Raw genomic sequence first — 22,597 nt, 5'->3', positions numbered from 1 at the left:
GTTCCGGCTGTCAATCGATCGGGCCGGCCACGGCCACGACCCCCACGATGAACGGGTCGTCGCCCCGGGAGTACCGGATCACGCCGTCCTCGTCCAGGTCGACGGTGTGGACGGCCACGTCCACGCCGAAGGTGTACCAGTGCGGGTTGTTCAGCGCGCCGTTGGCGCGGGACCGCGCCGGCTGGCCCAGGTTGTGGCCGCCGATGCCGTGCGAGTCGCCTGCGTTGTAGGCCGATCCGCCCCACAGCGTGTGGGCGACGGTGACCTCGCCCGGCCCCCGCACCCCGATCTCGGCGTCGTCGGACGGGGCCCCGTCGTAGACGGCCACCTCCCGCTTCTCGGCGCCGGACTCGGCGAAGACCACGGTGATCGACCAGCCGGCCCATTGCGGATCGGTGCAGTGCGGGTGCCCCCTGGGGTGCCAGGGCTTGCACTTGGAGGAGGGGAGCCGGTGGTTGTCGACGGCGACCCAGTGCTCGCCGCCCCCGTCGACCAGGTCGGTGACCTCTACGAACGCCTGCCGGCCCGGATCGGTGTCGGTGGTCTCGCCGGCCGAGAGGTCCGTCCACGAGCCGTCCGGTCCGGCGAGCGAGACGTCGCTCGGGAGGTCGTCGTCGACCCCGGCCCAGTACAGGCCGGCCCACAGCACTTCCGAGCCCGCGGGGACGTCGAGGACGGCGCCGCTCACGGACTCGCCGTCCTGCCCGGCGGGCGGCTGCGGGTGTCCGCGCCCGGGTTTGTAGGGCTTCATCGGGTAGCGGTCGCCGATGCCGCCTTCGGCGCCCTCGCGGCAGCCGGGGAGCGAGCAGGTGAGCCAGGTGTTGCCGGAGGCGGTGACGCCGGTGGCCTCGAGCCCGGCGTAGCCCACCTCGGCGCCGGCGGGCGCTACCGCGATGCGCAGCTCGGTGGTCCCGTTGATGTCCGGCCCGTCGACGGCGACGGTGAAAGTCTGGAAGCCGGTGACGCGGTCGGCGATGTCGACGCGGACCCGGGCTTCGGCCGGGTCGGGCATCTCGCCGATGGTGCAGCGGACGTCGGCGCCGGCGGCGTCGCACTTCCAGCCGGGTGCCGCTTCGGACGAGGCGAGCGTGATGCCATCGGGGAGCGTGACGTCCAGCTTGACATTGGAGGTCGCGGTCTGGCCCCAGGCGGCGGGGGTGCCGGTTCCGCCGGACTCGGTCGCCCGACCGGTGGAGGGCACGTAGCCGCCGCCCGACCGCATCTCTTCCAGAACGATCGGAAGGACTCCCTCGCCGCCGGCGACCAGACCGGTGTTGCCGAGGTCGTGGGCGATGGTGTAGGTCTCCGGCTCCTCGGCGGGCGGGTCGTCCGACTCGGTTTCGTCGGGCGGGTCTTCCGGGTCCTCGGGATCGGCGCCGGGCGGCGGTTCGTCGGGCGGGTCGTCCGGGCCGGGCTCCTCCGGCGCCGGGTCGTCGGGGTCGTCCTCGGGCTCGGGTTCGGGCTCGGCGACCGGGTCGTCCTCGGTGGCGGCGGGCGGGTCATCGGTGGCCTGCGGCTGCTCCTCGGGTTCGCCGGAGGTGAGCGCGAAGACCGCGAGCGCGGCGGCCACGGCCGCGGCGGTGCCGACCGCCGTACTGCCCTTGGTGCCGAACTGCTGGAAGATCCGCCGGATCCAGTTGCCGACGGCGACGAACGGCGCGGCCAGGGTGCCGAGGACGCCGCCGACGGCGACGCCGGCGGCCGAGGCGACCCCGGCGGCGAGGTACGGCGTGGCCGAGGCGCCCAGAACGATCGGGGCGAGGATGAGTCGCAGACCGGAGTTCAGCTCGCTGAGCTCGGCGAACAGCAGATTGCAGGAGACGCAGCCGTCGAGGTGCTCATCGACCTGGGCGGCGTCGCGGGAGGCGAGCTTGCCGCGCACCCGCGCCCCGAGCCGGTCGACCGTCCAGCGGCACCGGTCGGGCGGGGCGTCGGCGGCGTGCTCGGTGAGGTAGTTCTGGCGGAGCTTCTCGCGGGCGCGGTAGGCCAGTGCCGACACCCCGTTGGCGGTCATGCCGAGCATGGCGGCGACTTTGGCCGGGGGTTCCTCCTCGACTTCGGTGTGCCAGAGCACCATCTGCCAGCGTTCGGGGAGCTTGCCGAAGGCGAGGGCCGCGTAGCGGCGCTCCTGGCCCTCGACCGCCGGGTCGGGCTGGATCTCGCCGGAGTCGTGCTGGCTGAGGTCGTCGGTGTACTCGATGCGCTTGTCGCGCCTGACCCGGTCGTAGAAGGTGTTGCGGAGGGTGCGCAGCATGTAGGGCCGGAAGGCCAGCTCGGGGCCTCGGCCCTCTTGGAGGGTGTGGAGCAGTTTGGCGAAGGTCTCGGAGACCAGGTCGTCGGCGGCGGCTACGTCCTGGGCGAGGACTCGGGCGAGCCGGCGGGCGGCGTGGATGTGGCGCTCGTACAGGACCGCGTAGGCGGTGGTGTCGCCGGCCCGGGTGGCGGCGATCAGTTCGGGGTCCGAGAGCTGTCCGGGGACGTCGGGGTGTGGTGAATCGACGCTGGGGGAATCTCCGGCGGGAAAGGTTTCGGGCATGCGCGCCGGTGCTCCTTCCTGGTGGCGCCGAGCTCGTTGGATTCGGGGGGCTCGGTGGCGGGTACGTCGCGAGGCGTTCGATCCTCATCCGTAAGGGAGTATTTTTCGGAGCCTCCCTTGAGTAACGAGCCACTACGGTTCTGGTTGTGCCTAGAGATTAGGCGAAATAGACCATGATGAGAAGCCGCAAAATACGCATTTAAGCCCATATATCTAACAAGCCCACTGATTGTGGCTCGATTGTGACCGTCCCGTCGCCCGATAGGGTGACGGCTGCTTCCGGTCAACTGTCGGAAATATGCCAGGCTCTTGCGTACCGTGGTGTAACGCACGAGACCGCGAATACCGCCCGGGAGGTGAGAGATGCCCGCTTCGGTGCTGCTGGCGCTGCTCGCGGCCACCAGTCTGCTCGCGCTGACGCCGGCGCTGGTGCGCCGGTACGACCCCGACGAGCGGATGATCGCCGACCGCGCCGCCTCCGACGCCCGCGTGCTCGCGCGCGAGGCCCACCGACCCGGCCGGCCCGCGGCCCATCCCGCCCCCGAACTGGGGGGTCCCCACGAGAACCCTTCGCCCCCAACGGGTCCGGCCGGGGGCGCGCCGATGAGCGCGGTCCCGGCCCACGCCCGGCGATGGGAGCGGCGCGGCGTTCGGTGCGGCGACTCGGTACGGTTGGAACTCGACCAGTCGTTGACCGGCGAGGACCCCGAGATGCGTGAGACGGCCAGGCTTCGAAAGATGCGCGCCGAATGGTGGCGCCGACGCCACCGCAGAGTCCTCTACGTCCTCATCGCCCTGACCCTGGTCGAGCTGCTCGGCGTCGTCGTCGCCGGGCCCGGATTCTGGCTGGGCGCGGGCATCTCGGTCGCCGCCCTCGCCGCCTACGTGTACTACCTGCGCTCGCGCGCGAAACGGCTGCTGCGCAGCAAGGCCGCCCACCCCGCGCGGGCGATGCTCGCCGCCGAGCCGGAGTACCCCGAGGAGGAGCCGCCGACCTACGTGCCCGAGCAGCCCGGGGCCGACGAGGACTGCGACCGGCCCGGGGAGGGCCGACGGGAGTCGTTCCTGTTCGAGAACGGCACGCTCCACGAGGAGCCGGAGGACCCGCCGCACCGCCCGGAGGCGCGCCGCAGCGATCACACCGGCGGCGTACGGGGCCGCTCGTACGAGTCCCCCGCTAAACTCGAACGGTGATGAGTGAGCAGCTCGAACGGCACATCCTGACGTTCAACTTCCGCCAGGGCCGCAAGAAGCCCCGCCACGACGAGGCCATGCGGCGGCTGTGGCCGCGCTACGGCGTGGACTGGGAGCCGGCGGACGGCCGGATCGACTTCGCGAAGCTGTTCGGGCGCACCGCGCCGCTGATCCTGGAGATCGGGTCGGGCAACGGAGAGGCCGCGGCCGCGATGGCCGACGCCGACCGCGAGCGGGACCTGCTGGCGGTCGAGGTCTACCCGCAGGGCGTGGCCGACCTGATGGCCCGCGCCGAGGAGCGCGGCCTCGGCAATGTGCGGGTCTACTCCGGCGACGCCCTGCCGCTGCTGTGGCACGGGATCGGACCGGGCTCGATCGAGGAGATCCGGGTCTACTTCCCCGACCCGTGGCCGAAGAAGCGCCACCACAAGCGCCGCATCATCCAGCCGGCCCACGTGGCGACCATGCGCGACCTGCTGTGTGAGGGCGGCGTACTGCACTGCGCGACCGACATCGAGGACTACGCCGAGCAGATGCTCGAGGTCCTCACCGCCGACGAGGCCCTGGAGAACTCCGCCGACGGCTTCGCCCCGCGCCCGGACCACCGCCCGGTGACGAAGTTCGAACGCCGCGGCGTCGCCGCCGGGCGGAGGATCTTCGACCTCGTCTTCCGCAAACGGGGCGGTTAGATCCGCGGGCGCCCGTACCACTCGGCCGGCCGCCCGGTGACGGCCGCAACGCAGTCGAAGTCCCTGCCATGGTGCAGCAGGGTCGGATCGTGGAGTATCGAGCGGGACTCACCGTCGGTAGTTCCTCTTGTCCTCGAACAGCGAGAGGTCCACGGATCCATCGGCGGCCGAGGCGCGCAGTCGAGTCAGCGCCATGGCGCGCCGACGGCTTTCGAGGACTTCCTTCAGCGCGGCGTTGACGGTCTCCTTCTTCGTCGACGTTCCGAGCACCTGGCTCACTTCGCCGAGCAGGTCAGCGTCGATGTCGATCACGGTGCGAGTCATTGCCGCAGCTCCTTAGATATCCGGCGCGCCAGCGAAGACAAGATATACGCAATGGCAGCCGAGTGCCGGACGACGCGCCGTGACCTCGTTACGCCAGGGGAAGGCCGGCCAGGCGGGCGTGCCAGACGGGGGCCGAGGAGTCGGTCAGGGACGCGACCTGGTCGATGACCGCGCGGAGGCGTCCGGCGTCGTACCGGGCCTCGTGCCAGGCGGCGGCGAACATCGGGTCAAGGTGGTCGGGGGCGCGGTCGCTCAGGATCGCCACCAGTTCGGCCAGGATCTCCCGCTGCCGCGAGTACCAGGCCTCGCTGGTCCTCGGCTGCATCACGTACCGCCAGGCGATGCCCTTGAGCAGGGCGCACTGGATCCGCTCGGCCTCGGGGACGATCAGTTCGGCGTCGTAGCGTCGCAGCCGCTCGCCGCCGTAGCGACCCCGAGTCGCATCGACCGCGGCGTTCACGAAGCGGCCCACCATCATCGAGGTGAAGTCCTTCAGCGCCACCTGCGCGCCGAACGAGCCGTCGTAGTCGTGGAGCGCCCGCACCACCGGGTCGCGCAGCAATTCCCGCAGGGCCTCCTGCAGACTCGCGGCCGACTCGTCGGCGTAGCGGCCCGCCACGTCCTTGCAGACCCCCGACTGCTCGTCCGGGTCGTCCATCAGCGCGGCCAGGTCGATGTAGCCGCCGTGCAGGCCGTCCTCCACGTCGTGCACCGAGTAGGCCACGTCGTCGGACCAGTCCATCACCTGGGCCTCCAGGCACCGCACGCCCGCCGGTGCGCCGCCCCGGAGCCAGTCGAAGACCGGCCGGTCGTCGGCGTAGACGCCGAACTTGCGCGCGCCCGGCTCGGCCGGCCACGGGTACTTGCAGGTCGCGTCCAGCGACGCCCGGGTCAGGTTGAGCCCTGCCGAGCGGTCCTCATCGTCGAGGACCTTGGCCTCCAGGCGCGTCAGCACCCGCAGCGTCTGCGCGTTGCCTTCGAAGCCGCCGCAGGCGCCGGAGACCGCGTGCAGCGCGTCCTCGCCGTTGTGCCCGAACGGCGGGTGCCCCAGGTCATGGGCCAGCCCGGCCACGTCCACCACGTCGGGATCGCAGCCGAGCTTGTTGCCCGTCTCTCGGGCGATCTGGGCGACCTCCAGCGAATGGGTGAGCCGGGTGCGCAGGAAGTCGTCGGTCCCGGCGGTGTGCACCTGCGTCTTCGAGGCCAGGCGGCGGAAGCCCGCCGAGTGCAGGACCCTCGCCCGGTCCCGCTGGAACGGCGACCTCGTCGACTCCGGCTCGGGCACGCGGCGCTCCTCTGCGGGCCGGCGCCCAGGCGAAACGGGATCGGTCACGCCGTCGAGCCTAACGTGACCGATCCCGCGGTCGGGAGGTGTGGTTACTTCAGGTAGAGGCGGGCGAGGCCGATGCCGTCGCCGTCCTCGGTGCCGTGGGACCAGGCGAAGGCCGACAGCGGCTCGGCCTGGTCCATGTCCTCGCCGAAGGTGTGGATCTCGCTGAGGTCGACCCACACGCCCAGGGCGGCGCTGCCCGGGCTCTGGTCGGCGAAGTCGCTGAACCGCGAGTCGTCCGACAGGTTCCCGTCTGCGACCGCGCCGCCGGTGTAGGACAGTTGCGAGCCATCGGCCTCGATCCCGTCGGGGAGCTGCCGCCCGCCGGAGAGGTCTTCGAGCATGTCGTTCAGCTCGGCGGCGCGGTCGTCGGACAGCAGCGCCGAGAGGAACAGCGACTCGGGGTCGACCCCGCTCTCGGCGTCGAAGTCGGCGGTGAAGCTGAGCTGGGCGCCCGAGAGCAGCTCGATCAGCTCCTCGGCCTCGCCGAAGGCGTCGCCGAAGTCGTTGGAGTAGGGGTCGTCCTCGAGGTACTCGGAGGGATCGTCCTCGGTGCCGTACATCCAGTACCGGTCGTCGAGATCCCAGTAGCGCTCCTCCTCTTCGTCGCTGAGCTCGCCGTCGATCCACTTCTGTTCGAGTTCGAGGTACTCGTCGTACTCCTCGTCGGTCAGCGGGGAGCCGGTGCCGGTGTCCCAGCCGGTTTCGTCGCCCGACCCGGAGAAGGAGTCCTCGAATTCGCTCGCCCACTCCTCGGTGATCTCGTCGAGGTCCTCGGGGACGTCGGCGGTGACGGCGAGGTCGGAGGCGGGCAGGTCGCCCATGTTGCCCATGAGGTCCTCGGCGCCGGTCCACGGGTGTTCGGACTCGCCGAACATGCGGTACGAGAGCTCGAAGCCGTCGTCGAATGCGGACATGCCCATGATGAGGTGGCCCGAGAGCATGTCGGAGAACTCGCCGAGGCTCTCGTCCTCACCGGCGGCCTCGGCCATGTCGGTGATCGCGTCGAGGTCGAACCAGTACACGACCACCTGGTCGCCGTCGAGCCACGAGCGGGCCTCGTCGTAGGCGTCGGTCTCCGACAGCGGCGAGGTTCCGGCCTCGGATTCGGCCGCTTCGAGCGCGTCGGCCGCGCCCTCCTCTCCGAACACCATGAGCGCCGAGTCGTCGGTGACCTCGTAGGCCCACTGCTCCTCGGTCGCGCCGGTGGCCTCGCGGATCCGGTCGAGCCCGTCCTCGGCGGCCTCGGCGTCGGTGCTGGCGAGGTTGGCCACGCCGTACGGGGCGCCGTCGTACTCCCACATGGCGAGGCCGTGGCGGCGACCCAGCCAGGAGCTCAGGTCCCGTTCGGCGTCAACGCCCTCGAGCCCGGACTCGTCGAGCAGGTCGGCCCACAGGTCGTCGGTGTCCTCGTAGTCGAAGCCCTCGAACTTGCTGAGGTGCTCCAGGAGCTTCGGCGTCTGGTCGAACGACGGGTCGAGGTTGAGTTCGACGTACATGCCGGCGGTGGCGGGGAAGCGCTCGGCCGGGTCGGGCCCGGAGGTCCAGACGTACTGGAAGAACACGAACGCGCCGACGCCGAGCAGCAGCACGACCGACAGGACCGCGGCGATGATCGGCCCGCCGCGGCGCTTGCGGGGCGGCGGCGGGGGCGCGGGCGTGTAGCCGCCCGGCGGGAAGTAAGGCGGCTGCCCGCCGCCGGGCTGCCCCGTTCCGGGCTCCACGTGGACCTGCGGCTGCGCGTACGGCTGCTGCGGGTGGTACTGCGGAGGCTGCTGATATTGCGGCGGCTGTTGGTACTGCGGTGATTGGTACTGCGGCGGCTGCTGGGGCTGCTGGTACTGCGGCGGCGGCTGCTGCGGCGGGCCGACGTTGTATTGCTGGGGATTGTTGTAGCTCGACATGGTTCGACGCTATGGCGTCGATGCAACGGCGGCATCCCGATAACGTGCCAACCGGAATTCAGAACTCGTACACCTGACCGGGCTCGACCAGTTCGACCGGTCCGGTGTAGGCGGCCCGGGCTTCGGCGAGCGTGGCGGACTTCGAGCCCCACGGCTCCACCAGGTGCGTCAGCAGCAGCCGGGCGGCACCGGTCTTGGTGGCGTAGTCACCGGCCTCCTTGCCGGTGAGATGCACGTCCTTCGGGTTCTCACGCCCCTCGAGGTAGGACGCCTCCGCGAGGAGCACGTCGCAATGTGCCGCGAGCGTCTCCAGCGCCTCGCACGGCCCGGTGTCGGAGGAATAGGCCAGTGAGGACCCCGCGTGTTCGACGCGCATGCCGTAGGTCTCCACCGGGTGGGCGACCTGCTCGACGGTGATCGTCAGCGGCCCCAGCTCGAACGAGCCGGAGTGCAGCTCGCGGAAGTCGTAGACGTCGCGCAGCGAGGGGTTGCACAGCTCCCCCTGGCCGCCGTAGGCGGCCACGATCCGGTCGGACACGCCGACCGGCCCGTACAGCGGGATCGGATCCTGCTGCTCGCCCGGCGAATAGCGGCGCATGACCGCGTACCCGCAGGTGTCGAAGAAGTGGTCGGGGTGGAGGTGGGTGATGACGATCGCGTCCAGCAGGTGCGGATCGAGGTGCCGCTGCAGCTCGCCCAGCGAGCCGGTGCCGAAGTCGATCAGCAGGCGGTACCCGCCGGCCTCCACCAGGTAGGCCGAGCAGGGGGTGTCCGGGGCCGGGAAGGACCCGGCGCAGCCGATCACGGTCAGTTTCATGGCAGATCACACCTCGTCCAATGCGGCCGTCGCGGCCTGTGGAAACAGGTTCCCGAGGAAGCGGCGCGCGGTCCGATTGAAGGCCGCGGGGTCGCCGGTGGCCAGGATGCGGTGCTCGCCCGGCCCATCGCCCTCGGCGAGGAGGTCGTTCTCGGTCAGCACCCGGTACAGCTCGCGGGCGCATTCGTCCGCGGACGACACCAACGACACGTCCTCTCCCATCACCAGTCCTATGAGTCCCGACAGCAGCGGGTAGTGGGTGCAGCCCAGTACGACCGTGTCGACGCCGGACTGCTGTAGCGGCTCAAGGTACCCCTGCGCCAGGCCCAGGAGCTGTCGGCCCGTTGTCACTCCTCGTTCCACGAAGTCCACGAACGCCGGGCACGCCGCGGCGGTGACCCTCACGTCCGGGACCACGGTGAAGGCGTCGAGGTAGGTCCCCGACGAGATCGTGGCCGCCGTCCCGATCACTCCGACCCGGCCGTTGCGGGTGGTCGCCACCGCCCGCCTCACGGCGGGCCTGATGACCTCCACGACCGGGACGTCGTAGCGGTCCCGGATATCCGCCAGGCTCGCCGACGAGGCCGAATTGCAGGCGACGACCAACGCCTTGACCTCCTGTTCCACCAGGTGGTCGCAGATGTCGAGCGTCAGCTTGCGGACCTCGGCGATGGGCCTGGGCCCGTACGGGACGTGCTCGGTGTCGCCGACGTACAGCAGCCGCTCGGAGGGCAATAGTTCGGCGACCGCTCGGGCGACGGTCAGGCCCCCCACACCGGAGTCGAAGATCCCGATGGGCGCGTTGTTCATGGGCTCCGAGCGTACGTCCGGGGGCGGTTTCGGCGCCCGTTCTCGTCACGGGAATGTCGTCAAAATGACATGGTGGCGAACGCCACAGGATTTTTCTCCGGCGGTGGCGCGGGACACAACGTGCGCTGGAGCGGCCGAGCGGCGATGCGGCCGACCGCGACTCGGTGGGCCGACTCGCTCAGGCGAGCTTGAGCATCACGAACGCCGCCAGGAGGGTGGCCGAGGCGGCGCCCATGAACAGCCACGGGACGCTCTTGAATCGGATGGTCGCGAACGCCATCATCGTCAGCAGCATCCCGACCACACCGGTGGTGATGAACGCCGGGGCGAACCAGCCGGCACCGTCGCCGAAGATGCGGAACAGGCCCACGATCGCCGAGGCCGATCCGGCCAGCACCAGTGCGAGCGCCCAGATCGCGACGCCCGCGAGGCGGCGGAGTCGGACCGCCGACTGGTCGGGAGCGTCCGGCTCCTCGGCCGGGGCGTCGGTCGGCTCGTCCCGGTCGGCGGTCGGCCCGCCCTGACGCGGCACCCCCGGCGCCTCTTCGACGACCGAGGAGCCTTCCTGCTCGGAGGAACTCATCGGACCAGGCTAGCAAGCGGAAACGGACATGTCGTCATGCCCACACCTGACCGTCCAGGGCGTTCGCCGCGTCGTCGAGCTCGTCGGAGTAAGCGCCGGTCGACAGGTACTTCCAGCCGCCGTCGGCCACCAGCAGCGCGATGTCGGCGCTCCGCCCGGCCCTGGTCGCCTCGCGGGCCAGCGAGAGCCCGGCGTGGACGACCGCGCCGCTGGACAGGCCCACGAACAGGCCCTCGGAATCGAGGACCTGGCGGGTGCGCCGGAGGGCGTCCTCGGTGCCGACGCTCAGACGCCGGGAGAGGACCTTCTCGTCGTACAGCTCGGGCACGAAGCCCTCGTCGAGGTTGCGCAGGCCGTACACCAGCTCGCCGTAGCGGGGCTCGGCGGCCACGACCTGCACGTCCGGGGCATGGTCGCGCAGGTGGCGTCCGACGCCCATGAGCGTGGCGGTGGTGCCGAGCCCGGCCACGAAGTGGGTGATTCCCGGCAGGTCGCGCAGGATCTCGGGCCCGGTGTCCTCGTAGTGGGCGGCCTCGTTGGCCGGATTGGCGTACTGGTTGAGCATGACCAGCTCCGGCTTGTCGACCGCCATCTCGCGGGCCTTGGAGACGGCGGCGTTGGAGCCGCCGGCGGCCGGGGAGAACACGATCTCGGCGCCGAAGGCCGCCAGCAACTGGCGGCGCTCCAGGGAGGTGTTCTCGGGCATGACCGCCACCAGACGGTAGCCCTTGCGGCGGGCCAGCATCGCCACGGCGATGCCGGTGTTGCCCGAGGTCGGCTCCAGGATCGTCCCGCCGGGCCGCAGGCGGCCGTCCGCCTCGGCGGCCTCGATCATCTTGGCGGCGACGCGGTCCTTGACCGAGCCGGTCGGATTCTGCCCCTCCAGCTTGGCCCACAGCCGGACCTCGGGCGAGGGCGAAAGCCGGGGCAGGCCCACCAACGGCGTGTCGCCGACGAGTGCGGTGATGTCTTCGTAGCGCGCCACGGCCGATCGGTCCCCGTGACTACATGCCGCCCGCGACCGCGGGCAGGATGGTGACCGAGTCGCCGTCCGACAGCTTCGCCTCGAGACCGCCGATGAAGCGGACGTCCTCGTCGTTGACGTAGACGTTCACGAAGCGGTGCAGGCCGCCCTCCTCGGTGACGACGCGGGCCTTCAGGCCGGTGTGGTTCCGGTCGAGGTCGTCGAACAGCTCGGCGAGGGTGTTGCCGGAGCCGGACACGAGCTTCTGGCCGCCGGTGTGGCTGCGGAGGATGGTGGGGACGCGGACTTCAACAGACATGGTTTCGGCTTCCTTCGGACGTGGAAAATCGGCAGACTCGTCTCGCCGCACTCAGCGGAGGCGGCCGGGAATCAGTGACAGTCGTAGACCGTCGAGTCGGGGCTGTGCGCGAACTTGTAGGTCTGCACCGCGTCGGGAGCTCCGACCGCCTCGATGGGCTCCTCGGTGACCTCGCCGTCGGCGATCCGGAACGAGCGCACCTCGGCGACCTCGGGGTCGCGGGTGGCCACCAGCACGTAGTGGGCCTGAGGCAGGCCCAGCTCGGAGGCGATCCCGGCGTCGGTGCGCGACGGGTAGGCCTCCGTGGCGGTGTGGGAGTGGTAGGCGACGACGACCTCCTCGTCGTTGCCCCACATCTCGTCGTAGACCCGCTTCCACTCTTCGGCATCGAACTCGTAGAAGGTGGTGGAGCGGGCGGCGTTGGTCATCGGGATGTGCCGTTCCGGCTCCCCGGTGCCCTCGGGTCCGGCGATGAGCCCGCACGCCTCGTCCGGGTGGTCCCGGCGGGCGTGGGCGACGATCGCCTCGACCAATTCATGCGCTATCCGCAACACGACGACAAGGTTACACACCCGGCGGCCGAACCGCCGCAGTCGCTCAGCTCGTGAGATGTGACTCCCCGTCCGGTCCGGGTCGCGGCATCGGCACTACGAGCGCGGCGACGCCGACCGCGAGCGGCACCAGTGTGGAAAGCCACAGCACCGGCCCGAACGACCCGGTCCAGGAGTAGAACAGCGAGTACAGCACCGGGGCGAACGCGGTGCCGGCGATGGTCGTCGAGGAGACCACGCCGCGGATCGCGCCCAGGTGCGCGGTGCCGAACAGCCGCGGGGTCATCGCGCCTTCGATGGACCGCAGGGCGTTGGCGCCGACGCCGATGGCCATGCCGAAGCCGATCGCCGACCAGCCCGGCTCGACCGCGGTGCCCCAGGCGATCGCGAGCGCGAAGCCGGCCATCGAGGAGGCCAGCAGCAGCCGCGGATTGCCGCGGTCGATGAGGTAGCCCAGGACCAGGGACGACACCGTGCCGGCGATGGTCTGCGGCAGGAAGTTCACCGCGGCCTCGGTGGGGGTCAGACCGCGCTCGCCCAGCAGCGCGATCTGGTGGAAGCCGATCGCGGTGCCGAAGAACCCGGAGGTGGCGATGCTCGCCACCAGGACCCAGAAGTAGGGGTGCCGGACCGCCTGGCCCCGGGTCATCCCCCATTCGGCCTTCGAGGTGCCGCCGTTGGCGGGGTCGCCGTCGACGAACTGGCCGATGTCGGCGGGCCGGTTGCGGGCCGCCAGCAGCGCCATGGGGATGACCACGGCGGCGACCGCGGCGGCCTCCAGGAGCAGGGCGGTCCGCCAGTCGGTGAAGTGGATGACCCGCTCCATCAGGACCGGCGAGAGGGAGATGATGGCGGTCCCGGCGGCGGCCTGGATGCCGAGGACGAATCCGCGGCGCTTCCGGTACCAGCGGGACACCAGGGTCGCCGCGCAGAGGCTCAGCGCGCCCTGGCCGAGCATGCGGATGCCGACGAAGCCGGCGCCGAGGCCGAAGATGTCGGTGGCGAACGACAGGCCCACCAGCGCCAGGCTGAGGGCGGCGGCGATGACCGCCATCGCCTTGCGGGTGCCGTACTTGTCGACCAGGCGGCCGATCAGCGGCAGTGCGGCGGCGCCGACGAAGGTGCCGATCATGTAGGCGGTGGAGATCGCGGTGCGGCCGACGCCGAGATCCTCGATCATCGGGTCGATGAAGACGGAGATGGCGGCGGTCTGGCCCGGGAAGGTGAAGCCGATCGCGATCGTGGCGACGACGACCATGCGGGGGCCGGAGAACTTCCGGGGGGCGTTGCGCGGGGCGGTGGCGGTCACGGGAATGGACTCCAGGAGGTAGTGCGTCGGCGCGGCCGCTTGCCTGCCGGTCGGCAAGATAGCCTTTTCCAGCTTAGGGCCTGGCTCGAGATAAGCCATACTCTTCTCGATGGGTGAGCGGCGGGATGAGTTCACGGCCGTCTCTCCGCAGGCTCCCGCCGGCTGCGCGGCGGTGGGTGAACTCACGCCGGACGGACCGGTCTCCGGGGGCCACGGGTTCCCGGGCTTTGAGCGGACGTCGGTGCGTCCGCGCGGGGTGGATTAGGCTCGGACGCATGTCCGTGACGCTGCCGAACACACCCTTGTACACCGACCACTACGAGTACACGATGCTCGAGGCGTCCCTGCGGGACGGCACGGCCGACCGCCCCTGCGTGTTCGAGGTGTTCGGGCGCCGCCTGCCGACCGGACGCCGCTACGGCGTGGTAGCCGGGATCGAGCGGCTGGCCGAGGCGATCCAGCGCTTCCGTTTCGACGAGGAGACCCTGTCCGGCCTGGTCTCGCGCGGCGTCATCAAGGAATCGACGGCGGACTGGCTGGCCGACTACCGGTTCTCCGGTGATATGGACGCCTACGCCGAGGGCGAGCTGTACTTCCCCGGCTCCCCGATCCTGACCGCCTCCGGCGGATTCGGCGAATGCGTGCTGCTGGAGACGCTGGTGCTTTCGATCCTCAACCACGACTCCGCGGTGGCCGGCGCCGCAGCCCGCATGGTGACCGCCGCCCGCGGCCGCCCCATCCTCGAGATGGGCTCGCGGCGTACGCACGAGGCCGCCGCGATCGCCTCCTCGCGGGCGGCCTACCTGGCCGGCTTCGCCGCCACCTCCAACCTGGAGGCCGGGCGGCGGTACGGGGTGCCGACGTCGGGGACCAGCGCGCACGCCTTCACTCTCCTGCACTCCTCGGAGCAGGCCGCATTCCGGGCCCAGGTCGACACCTTCGGGACCGACACCACGCTGCTGGTCGACACTTACGACATCTCCCAGGGCATCCGCAACGCCATCGCCGTGGCGGGCACCGGGCTCTACGCGGTCAGGATCGACTCCGGCGACCTGGACGTCATGGCGACCGAGGCGAGGGAGCTGCTGGACGAGCTGGGCGCGACGGACACCAGGATCGTCGTCTCCGGCGATCTCGACGAGTACGCGATCGCCGCCCTGGCGGCCGCGCCGGCGGACATGTACGGGGCCGGGACCGCGGTGGTGATCGGCTCGGGCGCTCCGACCGCGCAACTGGTCTACAAACTGGTCGAGGTGGAGGGTCGCCCCGTCGCCAAGCGCAGCGAGCACAAGGTCACCACCGGGGGGCGCAAGACCGCGGTGCGGCGGCACAAGCCGACCGGGACGGCGATCGAGGAGGTCGTGGTCTCGCGCGGCGAGCCCGAACCGCGCCCCGGGGACAAGCGGCTCCAGGTACCGCTCTTCCGCTCCGGCGAGCCGCAGCCGCTGCCGACTTTGGACGAATCGCGGGAGTTGCTGCGTCGGCGGCTCATCTCGATCCCTTGGGAGGGTTTGAAACTCTCCCCCGGGGACCCGGCGGTGCCGGTCCTCATGCGCGAGAACTCCTGAACACGCTACGATTCAGTCACCCGATTGTGCCACTCCCCCAAAGACGATCCTCCGTGAAAGGACCCTGCCCCTATGGTGTTCAGCAAGATCAAAGCCGTGCTCGGCAGCGGTGTTTCCATCGACACGCTCCTTCATGACCCGACCGTCACTCCGGGAGGGACGCTGAAGGGCGAGGTGCGGATCTCCGGCGGCGAGGTCGACGCGTCCGTCGAAAGCGTCGACCTCGAGTTCACCGCCCTGGTCGAGGACGACGCCAAGGCCGAGGACGCCACGGCCGTGCACGAATACTTCAACGCCCAGGTGTCCGGAAAGTTCGACCTGCCCGAGGGCCAGGCCCACTCGCTGCCGTTCGAGATCCAGGTGCCGTGGGAGACCCCGTTCAACTCCAACGACGGACGGCCGCTGGTCGGCGGTATGAAGCTCGGCGTGGCGACCAAGCTCGCGCTGGACCAGGCGTTCGACAAGGGCGACCTGGACTGGCTGACCGTGGAGCCGCTCCCGGTGCACCGCGCGGTGTGGGAGGCGCTCGAAGGCCTCGGATTCTCGTTCCAGGAGACCGACCTGGAGGCGGGCAAGATCCAGGGTGCGACGGTGCCGTTCTACCAGGAGGTCGAGTTCTGGGCCACCGGTGAGCCCTACCAGGGCCGCGTCAATGAGCTGGAAGTGACCTTCGTGGCCGGCGAGGCGAACACCGAGGTGGTGTTCCAGGCCGACAACAGCGCCGGGCTGCTGGCTCCGGACCTGAACACGACGATCCGGTTCAGCCTGCCGACCGACGAGGACGGCGACGTGACCGAGAAGGTGCGGGAGCAGCTCGACGAGTTGCTGGAGCAGAAGGGCTCGTAGCCCGGCTGCAGGCGTCCCAGGGCGGTTCCGCGAGTGATCGCGGGGCCGCCCTTTTGCGTGTCCGCGGAAAAAACCGGGCCGCGACTTGCACTCAATATAAGTATACGTATATGATGTACGCATACGCAGCGCAGGCCGTGGAAGGAGGTTAGGATGCCGCCATGCCCAACAAGACGATCTACGTTTCCGACAAGGACCTGCCGGTCTATCGGCGGGCGCAGGAACTGGCCGGCGGCAACCTGTCGAAGGCCATCTCCAAGGCCCTGCGCAGATTCGTCGAAGCAGAGGAGGGTCGCCTTGAGGGCTACGAAGAGATCACCGTGAAGGTCGGCGTCGGCCCGGCCCGCAAACGCCGCCGCCAGCGGTTCACCGGCGTGAAACTGGGGCAGTGGGGCCAGGTGACCGAGAAGGGGCGCTCCGAAGCCTTCACCGTCTACCGCTCCAAGTCCGGCAAGTTCGTCATCCACATCGAGCGCAGCGCCGACTGGTCGTGGGACGTCGAGTCGAAGGGCTGGAAGCAGCACCTGGGGATCGGCCCCCAGACCTGGGCGTCGACCGCCGAGGAAGGCAAGCTCATCGTGGTCGACACCCTCGAGGAGCTCCGGGAGCGGATCCCGGCCGAGTTCTACGAGATGGTCGCCGACAGCGCCCAGGAACCGCCGATCGAAGACCTCGACATCTAGTCGTGCCGCCCCGGGAGGTTGTGAACACTTGACGGCTTAGCCGCCCGGCGACGGCGGCCGAGCATTTCCCACCGGCCACAGGCCGGGGTTCCACCCTGCGATCCGAACGATCGCCGAGGCGGGGGACGACTGCACCCAAGATCAGTCCACTTAGAACACCAACACAGTGAGGGGACACGGACGTGTTCGACCTCGGCCTCCTCCTCACCCTCTACCCACCCGCGAAGCGAGGAACCATGAACACCGAACCACTGGCCATCGAGGCCCGAAACCTGCGAAAGTCCTACGGCGACGACACCGTCCTCGACGGCATCGACATCGCCGTCCCGCGGGGCGGCATCTACGCCCTGCTCGGCCCCAACGGCGCCGGCAAGACCACCACCGTGAACATCCTGTCCACGCTCATCGACGCCGACGGCGGCGAGGCTCGAATCGGCGGACGCGACGTGTCCGCCGAGGCCGACCGGGTGCGCGAACAGATCGGCGTGACCGGCCAGTTCGCCGCGATCGACGACCTGCTCACCGGGACCGAGAACCTGCGCCTCATGGGCCGCCTGCACCACCTCGACCGGTCCGAGAGCCGATCCCGCGCCGAGCGGCTGCTGGAGGAGTTCGACCTGGTCGACGCCGCCGCCCGGCGACCGTCCACCTACTCCGGCGGAATGCGCCGCCGGCTCGACCTCGCGATGAGCCTCATGGGCGACCCGCGCGTGATCTTCCTCGACGAGCCCACCACCGGCCTCGACCCGCGCAGCCGCCGCACCATGTGGACGATCATCCGCGAACTGGCCGCCGAGGGCGTGACGATCTTCCTGACCACCCAGTACCTCGAGGAGGCCGACGAACTGGCCGACCGGATCGCGGTCCTCGACGGCGGCCGGATCGTCGCCGAGGGCACCGCGGACGAGCTCAAACGGCTCATCCCCGGCGGGCACCTCAGTCTCCGGCTGAACCGCGACGACCAGATCGAGGCCGCCGCGGAGTTGCTCGGAGCGACCGCGACCGACCCCGAGCAGCTCACCGTCCAGGTGCCCGGCGACGGTTCGGTCGACTCGCTGCGGTCCCTGATCGAGCGGCTCGACCGGGCCTCCATCGAAGTGGACGAACTGACCGTCCACACCCCCGACCTCGACGACGTGTTCCTGGCCCTCACCGAACGGCCCGAGAACCGGAAGGAGTCCGTGCGATGACCACCATGACCTACGCTCTGCCCGACTCGATGACCATGCTGCGGCGCCAGCTCAAGCACATGCTCCGCTACCCGTCGCTGACGCTGCAGCTCCTGATGATGCCCATCCTGTTCCTGCTGCTGTTCGTCTACGTCTTCGGCGGGACGCTCGGGGACGGCATCGGCGGCCCGTCCGGCGGGCGCTCGGCCTACCTCGACTACGTCGCGCCCGGGATCCTGCTGATGACGATCGCCTCGGCGGTCATGGGCACCTCGATCTCGGTCGCGATGGACATGACCGAGGGCATCATCGACCGCTTCCGCACCATGGCCATCGCCAGGGTCTCGGTCCTGACCGGGCACGTCCTGGGCAGCATGGTCCAGATCTTCATCTGCACCGCCGCCGTACTCGGCGTCGCGATCGCCGTCGGGTACCGCCCGCAGGCCGGGGTGGCCGACTGGCTCGCCCTCATCGGAGCCTTCGCGCTGATCGCCTTCGCCCTCACCTGGCTCACGGTCGCGGCCGGCATCAGCGCCAAGAGCGTCGAGACCGCCAGCAACACACCCATGCCGCTGGTGTTCCTGCCGTTCATCGGCTCCGGCTTCGTACCGACCGAGTCCATGCCGGGCTGGATGCAGTGGTTCGCCGACTACCAGCCGTTCACGCCCTACATCGAGGTCACCCGCGGTCTCCTGAGCGGCACCGGCGTCGAGCAGAGCGACGTGGTCCTGACCTTCGCCTGGTCGATCGCGATCGCCCTGTTCGGCTACACCGCCGCCCGCATCAAGTTCAACCGGCGCTGAACCTCCGCTCCACAACCGGGAACCCGGGCCGGGCCGCCGATCGGCGGCCCGGCCCTCACGCACCGCCCCGGCACGGGCATGCTGGCCCCATGTCCCAAGAACTCCCGCCGGGCCAGCGGCTCGGCCCCTTCGAGCGGTTCGGGCTCCCCAGGTTCGCCGCCGAACCCCGGCTCCCCGCCGCTCCGCTCATCGCCGTATCCGGGCTGGTCGACCGGCCCGGAGAGATCGACCTCCGGTCCTACCGGTCTTCGGATGACCGCCGGGAACAGGTGAGCGACCTGCACTGCGTCACCACCTGGAGCGCGGTCGGACTCCGCTGGGGCGGGGTGCCGTTCCACATCGTCCACCGGCACCTGGCCGACTCCATGGGGATCGCCGAGGAGGCCGAGTGGGTCCGCTTCCGCGGCTTCGACGGCTTCCGCTCCAGCATCAAGCTCGAGGACGCGCTGGCCGAGAACGTGCTCCTGGCCGACCGCCTCGACGGCGACCCGCTCGGAGCCGACCACGGGGCGCCGCTACGGCTGGTCGCGCCGCGGCACTACGGCTACAAGAGCGTGAAGCACGTGGTCGCCATCGAGTACATGCGGCACTACGACCCCGGTTCGGCCGGAGCGATGGTGCATCCGCGCGGGAGAGTCGCCCGCGAGGAGCGGAGCCGGTGGCTGCCGGGGTGGTTCTGGCGCCCGATCTGGAGATCGTTCGTCCCGTTCGTCCGGAGGCGCTACCGCCGCGCGGACGCCGGCAACCGGTAGGGACCCTCGGACCTCCCATCCGGCCGGGACCGGCGGGCCGAATCCGGTGTCCGCGCATGCCGAAGGGCCCGACCCCCGCATCGGGTTTCGGGCTGGGCGGTATGTGAGCCCTCCCCTCGGCACCGGCCGGGCGCCGAGGGCGGCCTCAAAATGGTATCCAGTCGTCTGCCGAGGGGCCTTCGCCTTTGATCGGCGGTGGCAGCGTCGCACCGGCCCCTACGGGAGTCGAGTCCGATTCCTCCGGCGTCGGTCGCGGCTCGGTGTCCGGTGCCGCGGAGGTCCCTTCCTCGCGGCCGGCCTCGGCCCTGAAGGCCGCCCGGGTCCGGGCGATGGCGGCATCGGCGGCCTCCATCGCGTGCTCGGCGGCGAGGTCGTTGAGCTGCCGCCGATACTTCGGCGACCATTCGTCCGGGTACAGGCCGGTCGGGGTCTCGTCCTGGGACAGGTCCCAGTCGGTGTCGGCGGCGCCGTCGGTGTGGCGGATCGTCGCCTTACCGGGGCCCGTCTTGACGACCGCCCACTGTCCTGTATGGATTCGACCATCGTGGAATCGACACAGCAGAATCAAGTTCTCGGCCGTGGTCGGGCCTCCCTCCAGCCAGTGAAAAGTTACGGTTTTACGGCCTTCATGTATACTGTTTAGTCCGAATAATCATCATTTACGGGCTTTAGGAGGCCATCGTGAACCTTGACAAATACCTCGCGTCGATCGGCACCGCCGCAGCTTCGAAGTTCCAGCGGGACCACGCCGCATCCTCGGTGTCATCCGGCTCTCGCACGAGACCGACGCGACCACCTCCCCGGAGCGCCAGCGGGAGGCGATCATCCTGTGGGCCGAACAGCATGATTGCCAGATCGTCGGCTGGGCGGTCGACCTCGACGTCTCAGACGGGGTAGATCCATGGGAGCGAGGTGAACTCGGGCATTGGCTGCGCCATCGCAGCCATGAATTCGACGGCCTGTGTGCCTGGAAGCTCGACCGATATTCGCGCTCGGTCTCCCACTTCTCGAAGTTCCTCGACTGGGCGAAGACGAACGACAAAATGGTCGCCACGTCGGACAACGTGCTCGACTCGACCACGCCGACGGGGATGATGCTCGCCTACGTGATGAGCATCTGCGCCGAATGGGAGCGGGTGATGGCCTCGCAGCGGTCGGCCGACATGCGCGCCAAGGCCCGACGCGAGGGTCGCTACGTAGGCGGACAGCTCGCCTACGGCTACCGGGCGGTGCGCCAGCCGGACCGGTCGTTCCTGGTCGAGGCCGACCCCGAGCAGGCGAAGGTCGTGCGCGCGATGATCGCCTGGCGGCTCGACGGCTGGTCGATCGGCCGGATTCGCCGCGAGCTCAACGACCGGCAGGTGCCCACCCCCCGCGGTGGAGGGTTCTGGCAGCAGAACTCGGTCAACCGGATCCTGACCAGCCCGACGCTGCTGGGCTACACGATGCACCAAGGCCGCGTGGTCTGCGGCGAGGACGGTATGCCGGTCCAGTTCGCCGAACCCCTGGCCACCGATGAGGAGTACAAGGCGCTGCTGACGATGGCCGACGAGTCCAAGAAGACTGAGTTCTACGGCAACCGCCCCAAGAAGCCGGTCACCGAAACCTACCTGCTGAAGGACCTCGCCCGGTGCGGAAACTGCGGGGAGCGGCTCTACCGGTATTCACGCACGCGTCCGGGCAACCGGCCAGATGAGCCGATCTACCGCTGCGCGAAGCACCGCAAGAACTGCGACAAGGTACCCGAGATCCTCTTGCCCAAGCTCGAACGGGTCGTGATCGAGGCGGTCATGGGCGATCTGGACGACACCGAGGTCTTCGCCAAGGAGTTCGTGCCCGCCAATGACGTCGCCGACCGCCTGGTGAAGATCAACCGCGCGATCGACCAGCACCGCGGCGACCGCGCCGCCGGTGTCTGGGACGGGGATGACGAACGCTTCCGCCAGATCATGACCCGCCTGATCGACGAGCGCAAACGCCTGGAGGCATTGCCGCAGACCCAGGCTCACTGGCGGAATGTCCCAACCGGCACAACCTACGGACAGCGCTGGGCCGAGGCGGACTTGGAGGGCCGCCGCGAACTGCTGGCACTGGCGGGTGTCGAGCTTGTGGTGTGCGCGAACGAGAACGTTCCTGCGCCGAACTGGTGGAAGGAAGCGGGCCCAAACCGGGCCCAGGCGAAGATCCATTCCCGACTGGTCTATCTGCGCTGGGCCATCGATTCGGTATAGAACGCGTTCGTCGATCGACCGAAACTGTCGGCCGTATCTATTGCAGTGCAATCGATACGGGTCACCGGCGCGCCCGCCCAAGGATACGGCGCCAGCCTGTGTTTCAGCGGCCGGTCTTTCTTGGTTCTAGGCGTCTTCTTGTCAAGAGACGAGACGGGCTACGACATTTCGACATGTTCGTAGGAATTGTCGCATAAGCGCCACCTCTACACCGACTTACGGACGGCACCCTCAGGACTGCTCAGTCAATCTTCCGCCTCGATTTGAAGCTCGCCCTGCAGTCTGCAGAACCAACACCACGGAGAGAACGGTGGTGGCCAGTCCAGCGATCCATGAGCCTGTTTCAACGACGTTGAGTTCCGTTGCAGTGCATGGAAAAGGCTCCTGGTAGAACCAGAGGTGCTTCAATCCCTCGGCCTCCCAGGAGCCCTCGTGTTGTTCTACCCTGCCGCACTGTCGCCGTCCACCGCGACCCTCAACCGAGTAGCCGGCCTCATCCGGGCCCACCGCAAGGCCATCGGCTCGCACTGGCGCACCCTCGATCCCGGCACCCAAGCCCTGCTCACGCTCGCCTACCTGCGCAAGGGCGAGACACTGCGCGATCTCGCGGCCGGCTTCGGCATCTGGGCCGCCACCGCGTGGCGACGTACCCGCGAGACCATCGGACTGCTCGCCGCCCTGGCCCCGGGCATCCGCGACGCCCTGCGCCACGCCAATCGGTCGGGCGCAGCCTTCGTGATGCTCGACGGCACCCTGGTCCGGATCGACCGCAACCGAATCGACCGGCCCTGCTACTCCGGCAAGCACCAGCGACATGGAATGAACCTCAGGCCATCGCCGATGCGCGCGGGAACCTGCTGTGGATCTCCGGTGCGATCCGCGGCTCGATCCACGACACCAAAGCCGCCTGGATCTGGCGAATCCCCTGGCTGCTGGCCGAGCACGATTTGTTCGCCCTGGGCGACAGAGGCTATGACGGTCTCGACCACGATTTGGTGGTCACGCCGATCAAAGGCAAGAACAAGCCCGCGTGGCAAACGGAGTACCACCGGCTCCACGCCCGGCTCCGCGGCCCCGGCGAGCGCATGTTCGCCCAGCTCAAGACCTGGTCGATTCTCGACCAGATCCGCTGCGACCCGCACCAGGTTACCCAGATCGCCAAAGCCGTCCAGGTCCTCAACAGCTACGAACACCACTCAGCTTGAAACAGACTCA

21 protein-coding genes and 1 pseudogene are annotated in these 22,597 nt (G+C 69.6%); 10 read left to right on the top strand and 12 right to left on the bottom strand.

The features are described 5' to 3' along the window. Positions 1 to 10: 10 nt before the first annotated feature. The gene (locus tag CUT39_RS18720; protein ID WP_100448987.1) at positions 11 to 2,536 is read right to left on the bottom strand and encodes a sigma-70 family RNA polymerase sigma factor; all 2,526 of its coding nucleotides are present in this window, start codon (positions 2,534 to 2,536) and stop codon (positions 11 to 13) included. A gap of 363 nt (positions 2,537 to 2,899) precedes the next feature. On the opposite strand from CUT39_RS18720, the gene CUT39_RS18715 reads away from it, so the two are divergent. Next, entirely contained in the window at positions 2,900 to 3,730 is an 831-nt protein-coding gene (locus tag CUT39_RS18715) for a hypothetical protein (protein WP_100448986.1), read from the top strand. Then, positions 3,730 to 4,419, top strand: coding sequence for a tRNA (guanosine(46)-N7)-methyltransferase TrmB (gene trmB / locus CUT39_RS18710; RefSeq protein WP_100448985.1), 690 nt, complete (start codon positions 3,730 to 3,732; stop codon positions 4,417 to 4,419). The genes CUT39_RS18715 and trmB overlap by 1 nt, the downstream gene beginning before the upstream one ends. Positions 4,420 to 4,527: 108 nt before the next feature. On the opposite strand, the gene CUT39_RS18705 is transcribed toward trmB, so the two are convergent. The 10 genes from CUT39_RS18705 to CUT39_RS18660 form a co-directional block, all read right to left on the bottom strand. After that, positions 4,528 to 4,743 carry a type II toxin-antitoxin system VapB family antitoxin gene (locus CUT39_RS18705; RefSeq protein ID WP_100448984.1) on the bottom strand — a complete coding sequence of 72 codons (216 nt, stop codon included), beginning with the start codon at positions 4,741 to 4,743 and terminating at the stop codon, positions 4,528 to 4,530. Between the two features lie 88 nt (positions 4,744 to 4,831). Beyond that, complete coding sequence (locus CUT39_RS18700) at positions 4,832 to 6,076, bottom strand: deoxyguanosinetriphosphate triphosphohydrolase (RefSeq protein WP_198587273.1); 1,245 nt, start codon at positions 6,074 to 6,076, stop codon at positions 4,832 to 4,834. 44 nt (positions 6,077 to 6,120) lie between these two features. Further along, positions 6,121 to 7,977, bottom strand: a complete 1,857-nt coding sequence (locus tag CUT39_RS18695) for a hypothetical protein (RefSeq protein ID WP_100448982.1) — start codon at positions 7,975 to 7,977, stop codon at positions 6,121 to 6,123. A gap of 58 nt (positions 7,978 to 8,035) precedes the next feature. Then, positions 8,036 to 8,794, bottom strand: a complete 759-nt coding sequence (locus CUT39_RS18690) for an MBL fold metallo-hydrolase (protein ID WP_100448981.1) — start codon at positions 8,792 to 8,794, stop codon at positions 8,036 to 8,038. A 6-nt stretch (positions 8,795 to 8,800) separates the two neighbouring features. Then, positions 8,801 to 9,604, bottom strand: a complete 804-nt coding sequence (gene murI, locus CUT39_RS18685; RefSeq protein ID WP_100448980.1) for a glutamate racemase — start codon at positions 9,602 to 9,604, stop codon at positions 8,801 to 8,803. A gap of 178 nt (positions 9,605 to 9,782) precedes the next feature. Next, entirely contained in the window at positions 9,783 to 10,187 is a 405-nt protein-coding gene (locus tag CUT39_RS18680; RefSeq protein WP_100448979.1) for a hypothetical protein, read from the bottom strand. A gap of 34 nt (positions 10,188 to 10,221) precedes the next feature. Further along, a complete protein-coding gene (locus CUT39_RS18675) occupies positions 10,222 to 11,172 on the bottom strand; it encodes a PLP-dependent cysteine synthase family protein (RefSeq protein ID WP_100448978.1) in 951 nt (316 codons plus the stop codon). Positions 11,173 to 11,191: 19 nt separating this feature from the next. Then, on the bottom strand, positions 11,192 to 11,470 hold the full coding sequence (locus CUT39_RS18670; RefSeq protein ID WP_100448977.1) for a MoaD/ThiS family protein: 279 nt from the start codon (positions 11,468 to 11,470) through the stop codon (positions 11,192 to 11,194). Positions 11,471 to 11,541: 71 nt separating this feature from the next. Next, complete coding sequence (locus CUT39_RS18665) at positions 11,542 to 12,024, bottom strand: Mov34/MPN/PAD-1 family protein (RefSeq protein ID WP_100448976.1); 483 nt, start codon at positions 12,022 to 12,024, stop codon at positions 11,542 to 11,544. 43 nt (positions 12,025 to 12,067) lie between these two features. Further along, on the bottom strand, positions 12,068 to 13,387 hold the full coding sequence (locus CUT39_RS18660; protein WP_157930829.1) for an MFS transporter: 1,320 nt from the start codon (positions 13,385 to 13,387) through the stop codon (positions 12,068 to 12,070). A 218-nt stretch (positions 13,388 to 13,605) separates the two neighbouring features. On the opposite strand from CUT39_RS18660, the gene CUT39_RS18655 reads away from it, so the two are divergent. The 6 genes from CUT39_RS18655 to CUT39_RS18630 all read left to right on the top strand — a co-directional run bounded on the left by CUT39_RS18655 (position 13,606) and on the right by CUT39_RS18630 (position 19,151). Beyond that, complete coding sequence (locus CUT39_RS18655; protein WP_100448974.1) at positions 13,606 to 14,898, top strand: nicotinate phosphoribosyltransferase; 1,293 nt, start codon at positions 13,606 to 13,608, stop codon at positions 14,896 to 14,898. Positions 14,899 to 14,970: 72 nt separating this feature from the next. Next, positions 14,971 to 15,744, top strand: coding sequence for a sporulation protein (locus CUT39_RS18650; RefSeq protein ID WP_100448973.1), 774 nt, complete (start codon positions 14,971 to 14,973; stop codon positions 15,742 to 15,744). Positions 15,745 to 15,905: 161 nt separating this feature from the next. Next, the gene (locus tag CUT39_RS18645) at positions 15,906 to 16,427 is read left to right on the top strand and encodes an EXLDI protein (RefSeq protein WP_100448972.1); all 522 of its coding nucleotides are present in this window, start codon (positions 15,906 to 15,908) and stop codon (positions 16,425 to 16,427) included. 236 nt (positions 16,428 to 16,663) lie between these two features. Further along, a complete protein-coding gene (locus CUT39_RS18640; RefSeq protein ID WP_100449140.1) occupies positions 16,664 to 17,617 on the top strand; it encodes an ATP-binding cassette domain-containing protein in 954 nt (317 codons plus the stop codon). Next, the gene (locus tag CUT39_RS18635) at positions 17,614 to 18,399 is read left to right on the top strand and encodes an ABC transporter permease (RefSeq protein ID WP_100448971.1); all 786 of its coding nucleotides are present in this window, start codon (positions 17,614 to 17,616) and stop codon (positions 18,397 to 18,399) included. The genes CUT39_RS18640 and CUT39_RS18635 overlap by 4 nt, the downstream gene beginning before the upstream one ends. An 89-nt stretch (positions 18,400 to 18,488) precedes the next feature. Next, positions 18,489 to 19,151: a molybdopterin-dependent oxidoreductase gene (locus CUT39_RS18630; protein ID WP_100448970.1), complete on the top strand. Its 663-nt coding sequence runs from the start codon at positions 18,489 to 18,491 to the stop codon at positions 19,149 to 19,151. Positions 19,152 to 19,296: 145 nt separating this feature from the next. On the opposite strand, the gene CUT39_RS18625 is transcribed toward CUT39_RS18630, so the two are convergent. Beyond that, positions 19,297 to 19,719: a hypothetical protein gene (locus tag CUT39_RS18625; RefSeq protein ID WP_100448969.1), complete on the bottom strand. Its 423-nt coding sequence runs from the start codon at positions 19,717 to 19,719 to the stop codon at positions 19,297 to 19,299. 127 nt (positions 19,720 to 19,846) lie between these two features. Here CUT39_RS18625 and CUT39_RS18620 point away from each other — a divergent pair, with 127 nt between their 5' ends. Both CUT39_RS18620 and CUT39_RS18615 read left to right on the top strand, forming a co-directional pair. After that, a complete protein-coding gene (locus CUT39_RS18620; RefSeq protein ID WP_332870164.1) occupies positions 19,847 to 21,382 on the top strand; it encodes a recombinase family protein in 1,536 nt (511 codons plus the stop codon). Between the two features lie 432 nt (positions 21,383 to 21,814). Then, positions 21,815 to 22,587 (top strand): annotated as a pseudogene (locus CUT39_RS18615) (transposase family protein). Positions 22,588 to 22,597: the final 10 nt, after the last annotated feature.

It is taken from the genome of Glycomyces xiaoerkulensis (genome assembly GCF_002798405.1).
Lineage (GTDB): Bacteria > Actinomycetota > Actinomycetes > Mycobacteriales > Micromonosporaceae > Glycomyces > Glycomyces xiaoerkulensis.
The sequence above is the reverse complement of the archived record's forward strand: the minus strand, read 5'-3'. Positions and strand labels throughout refer to the sequence as shown.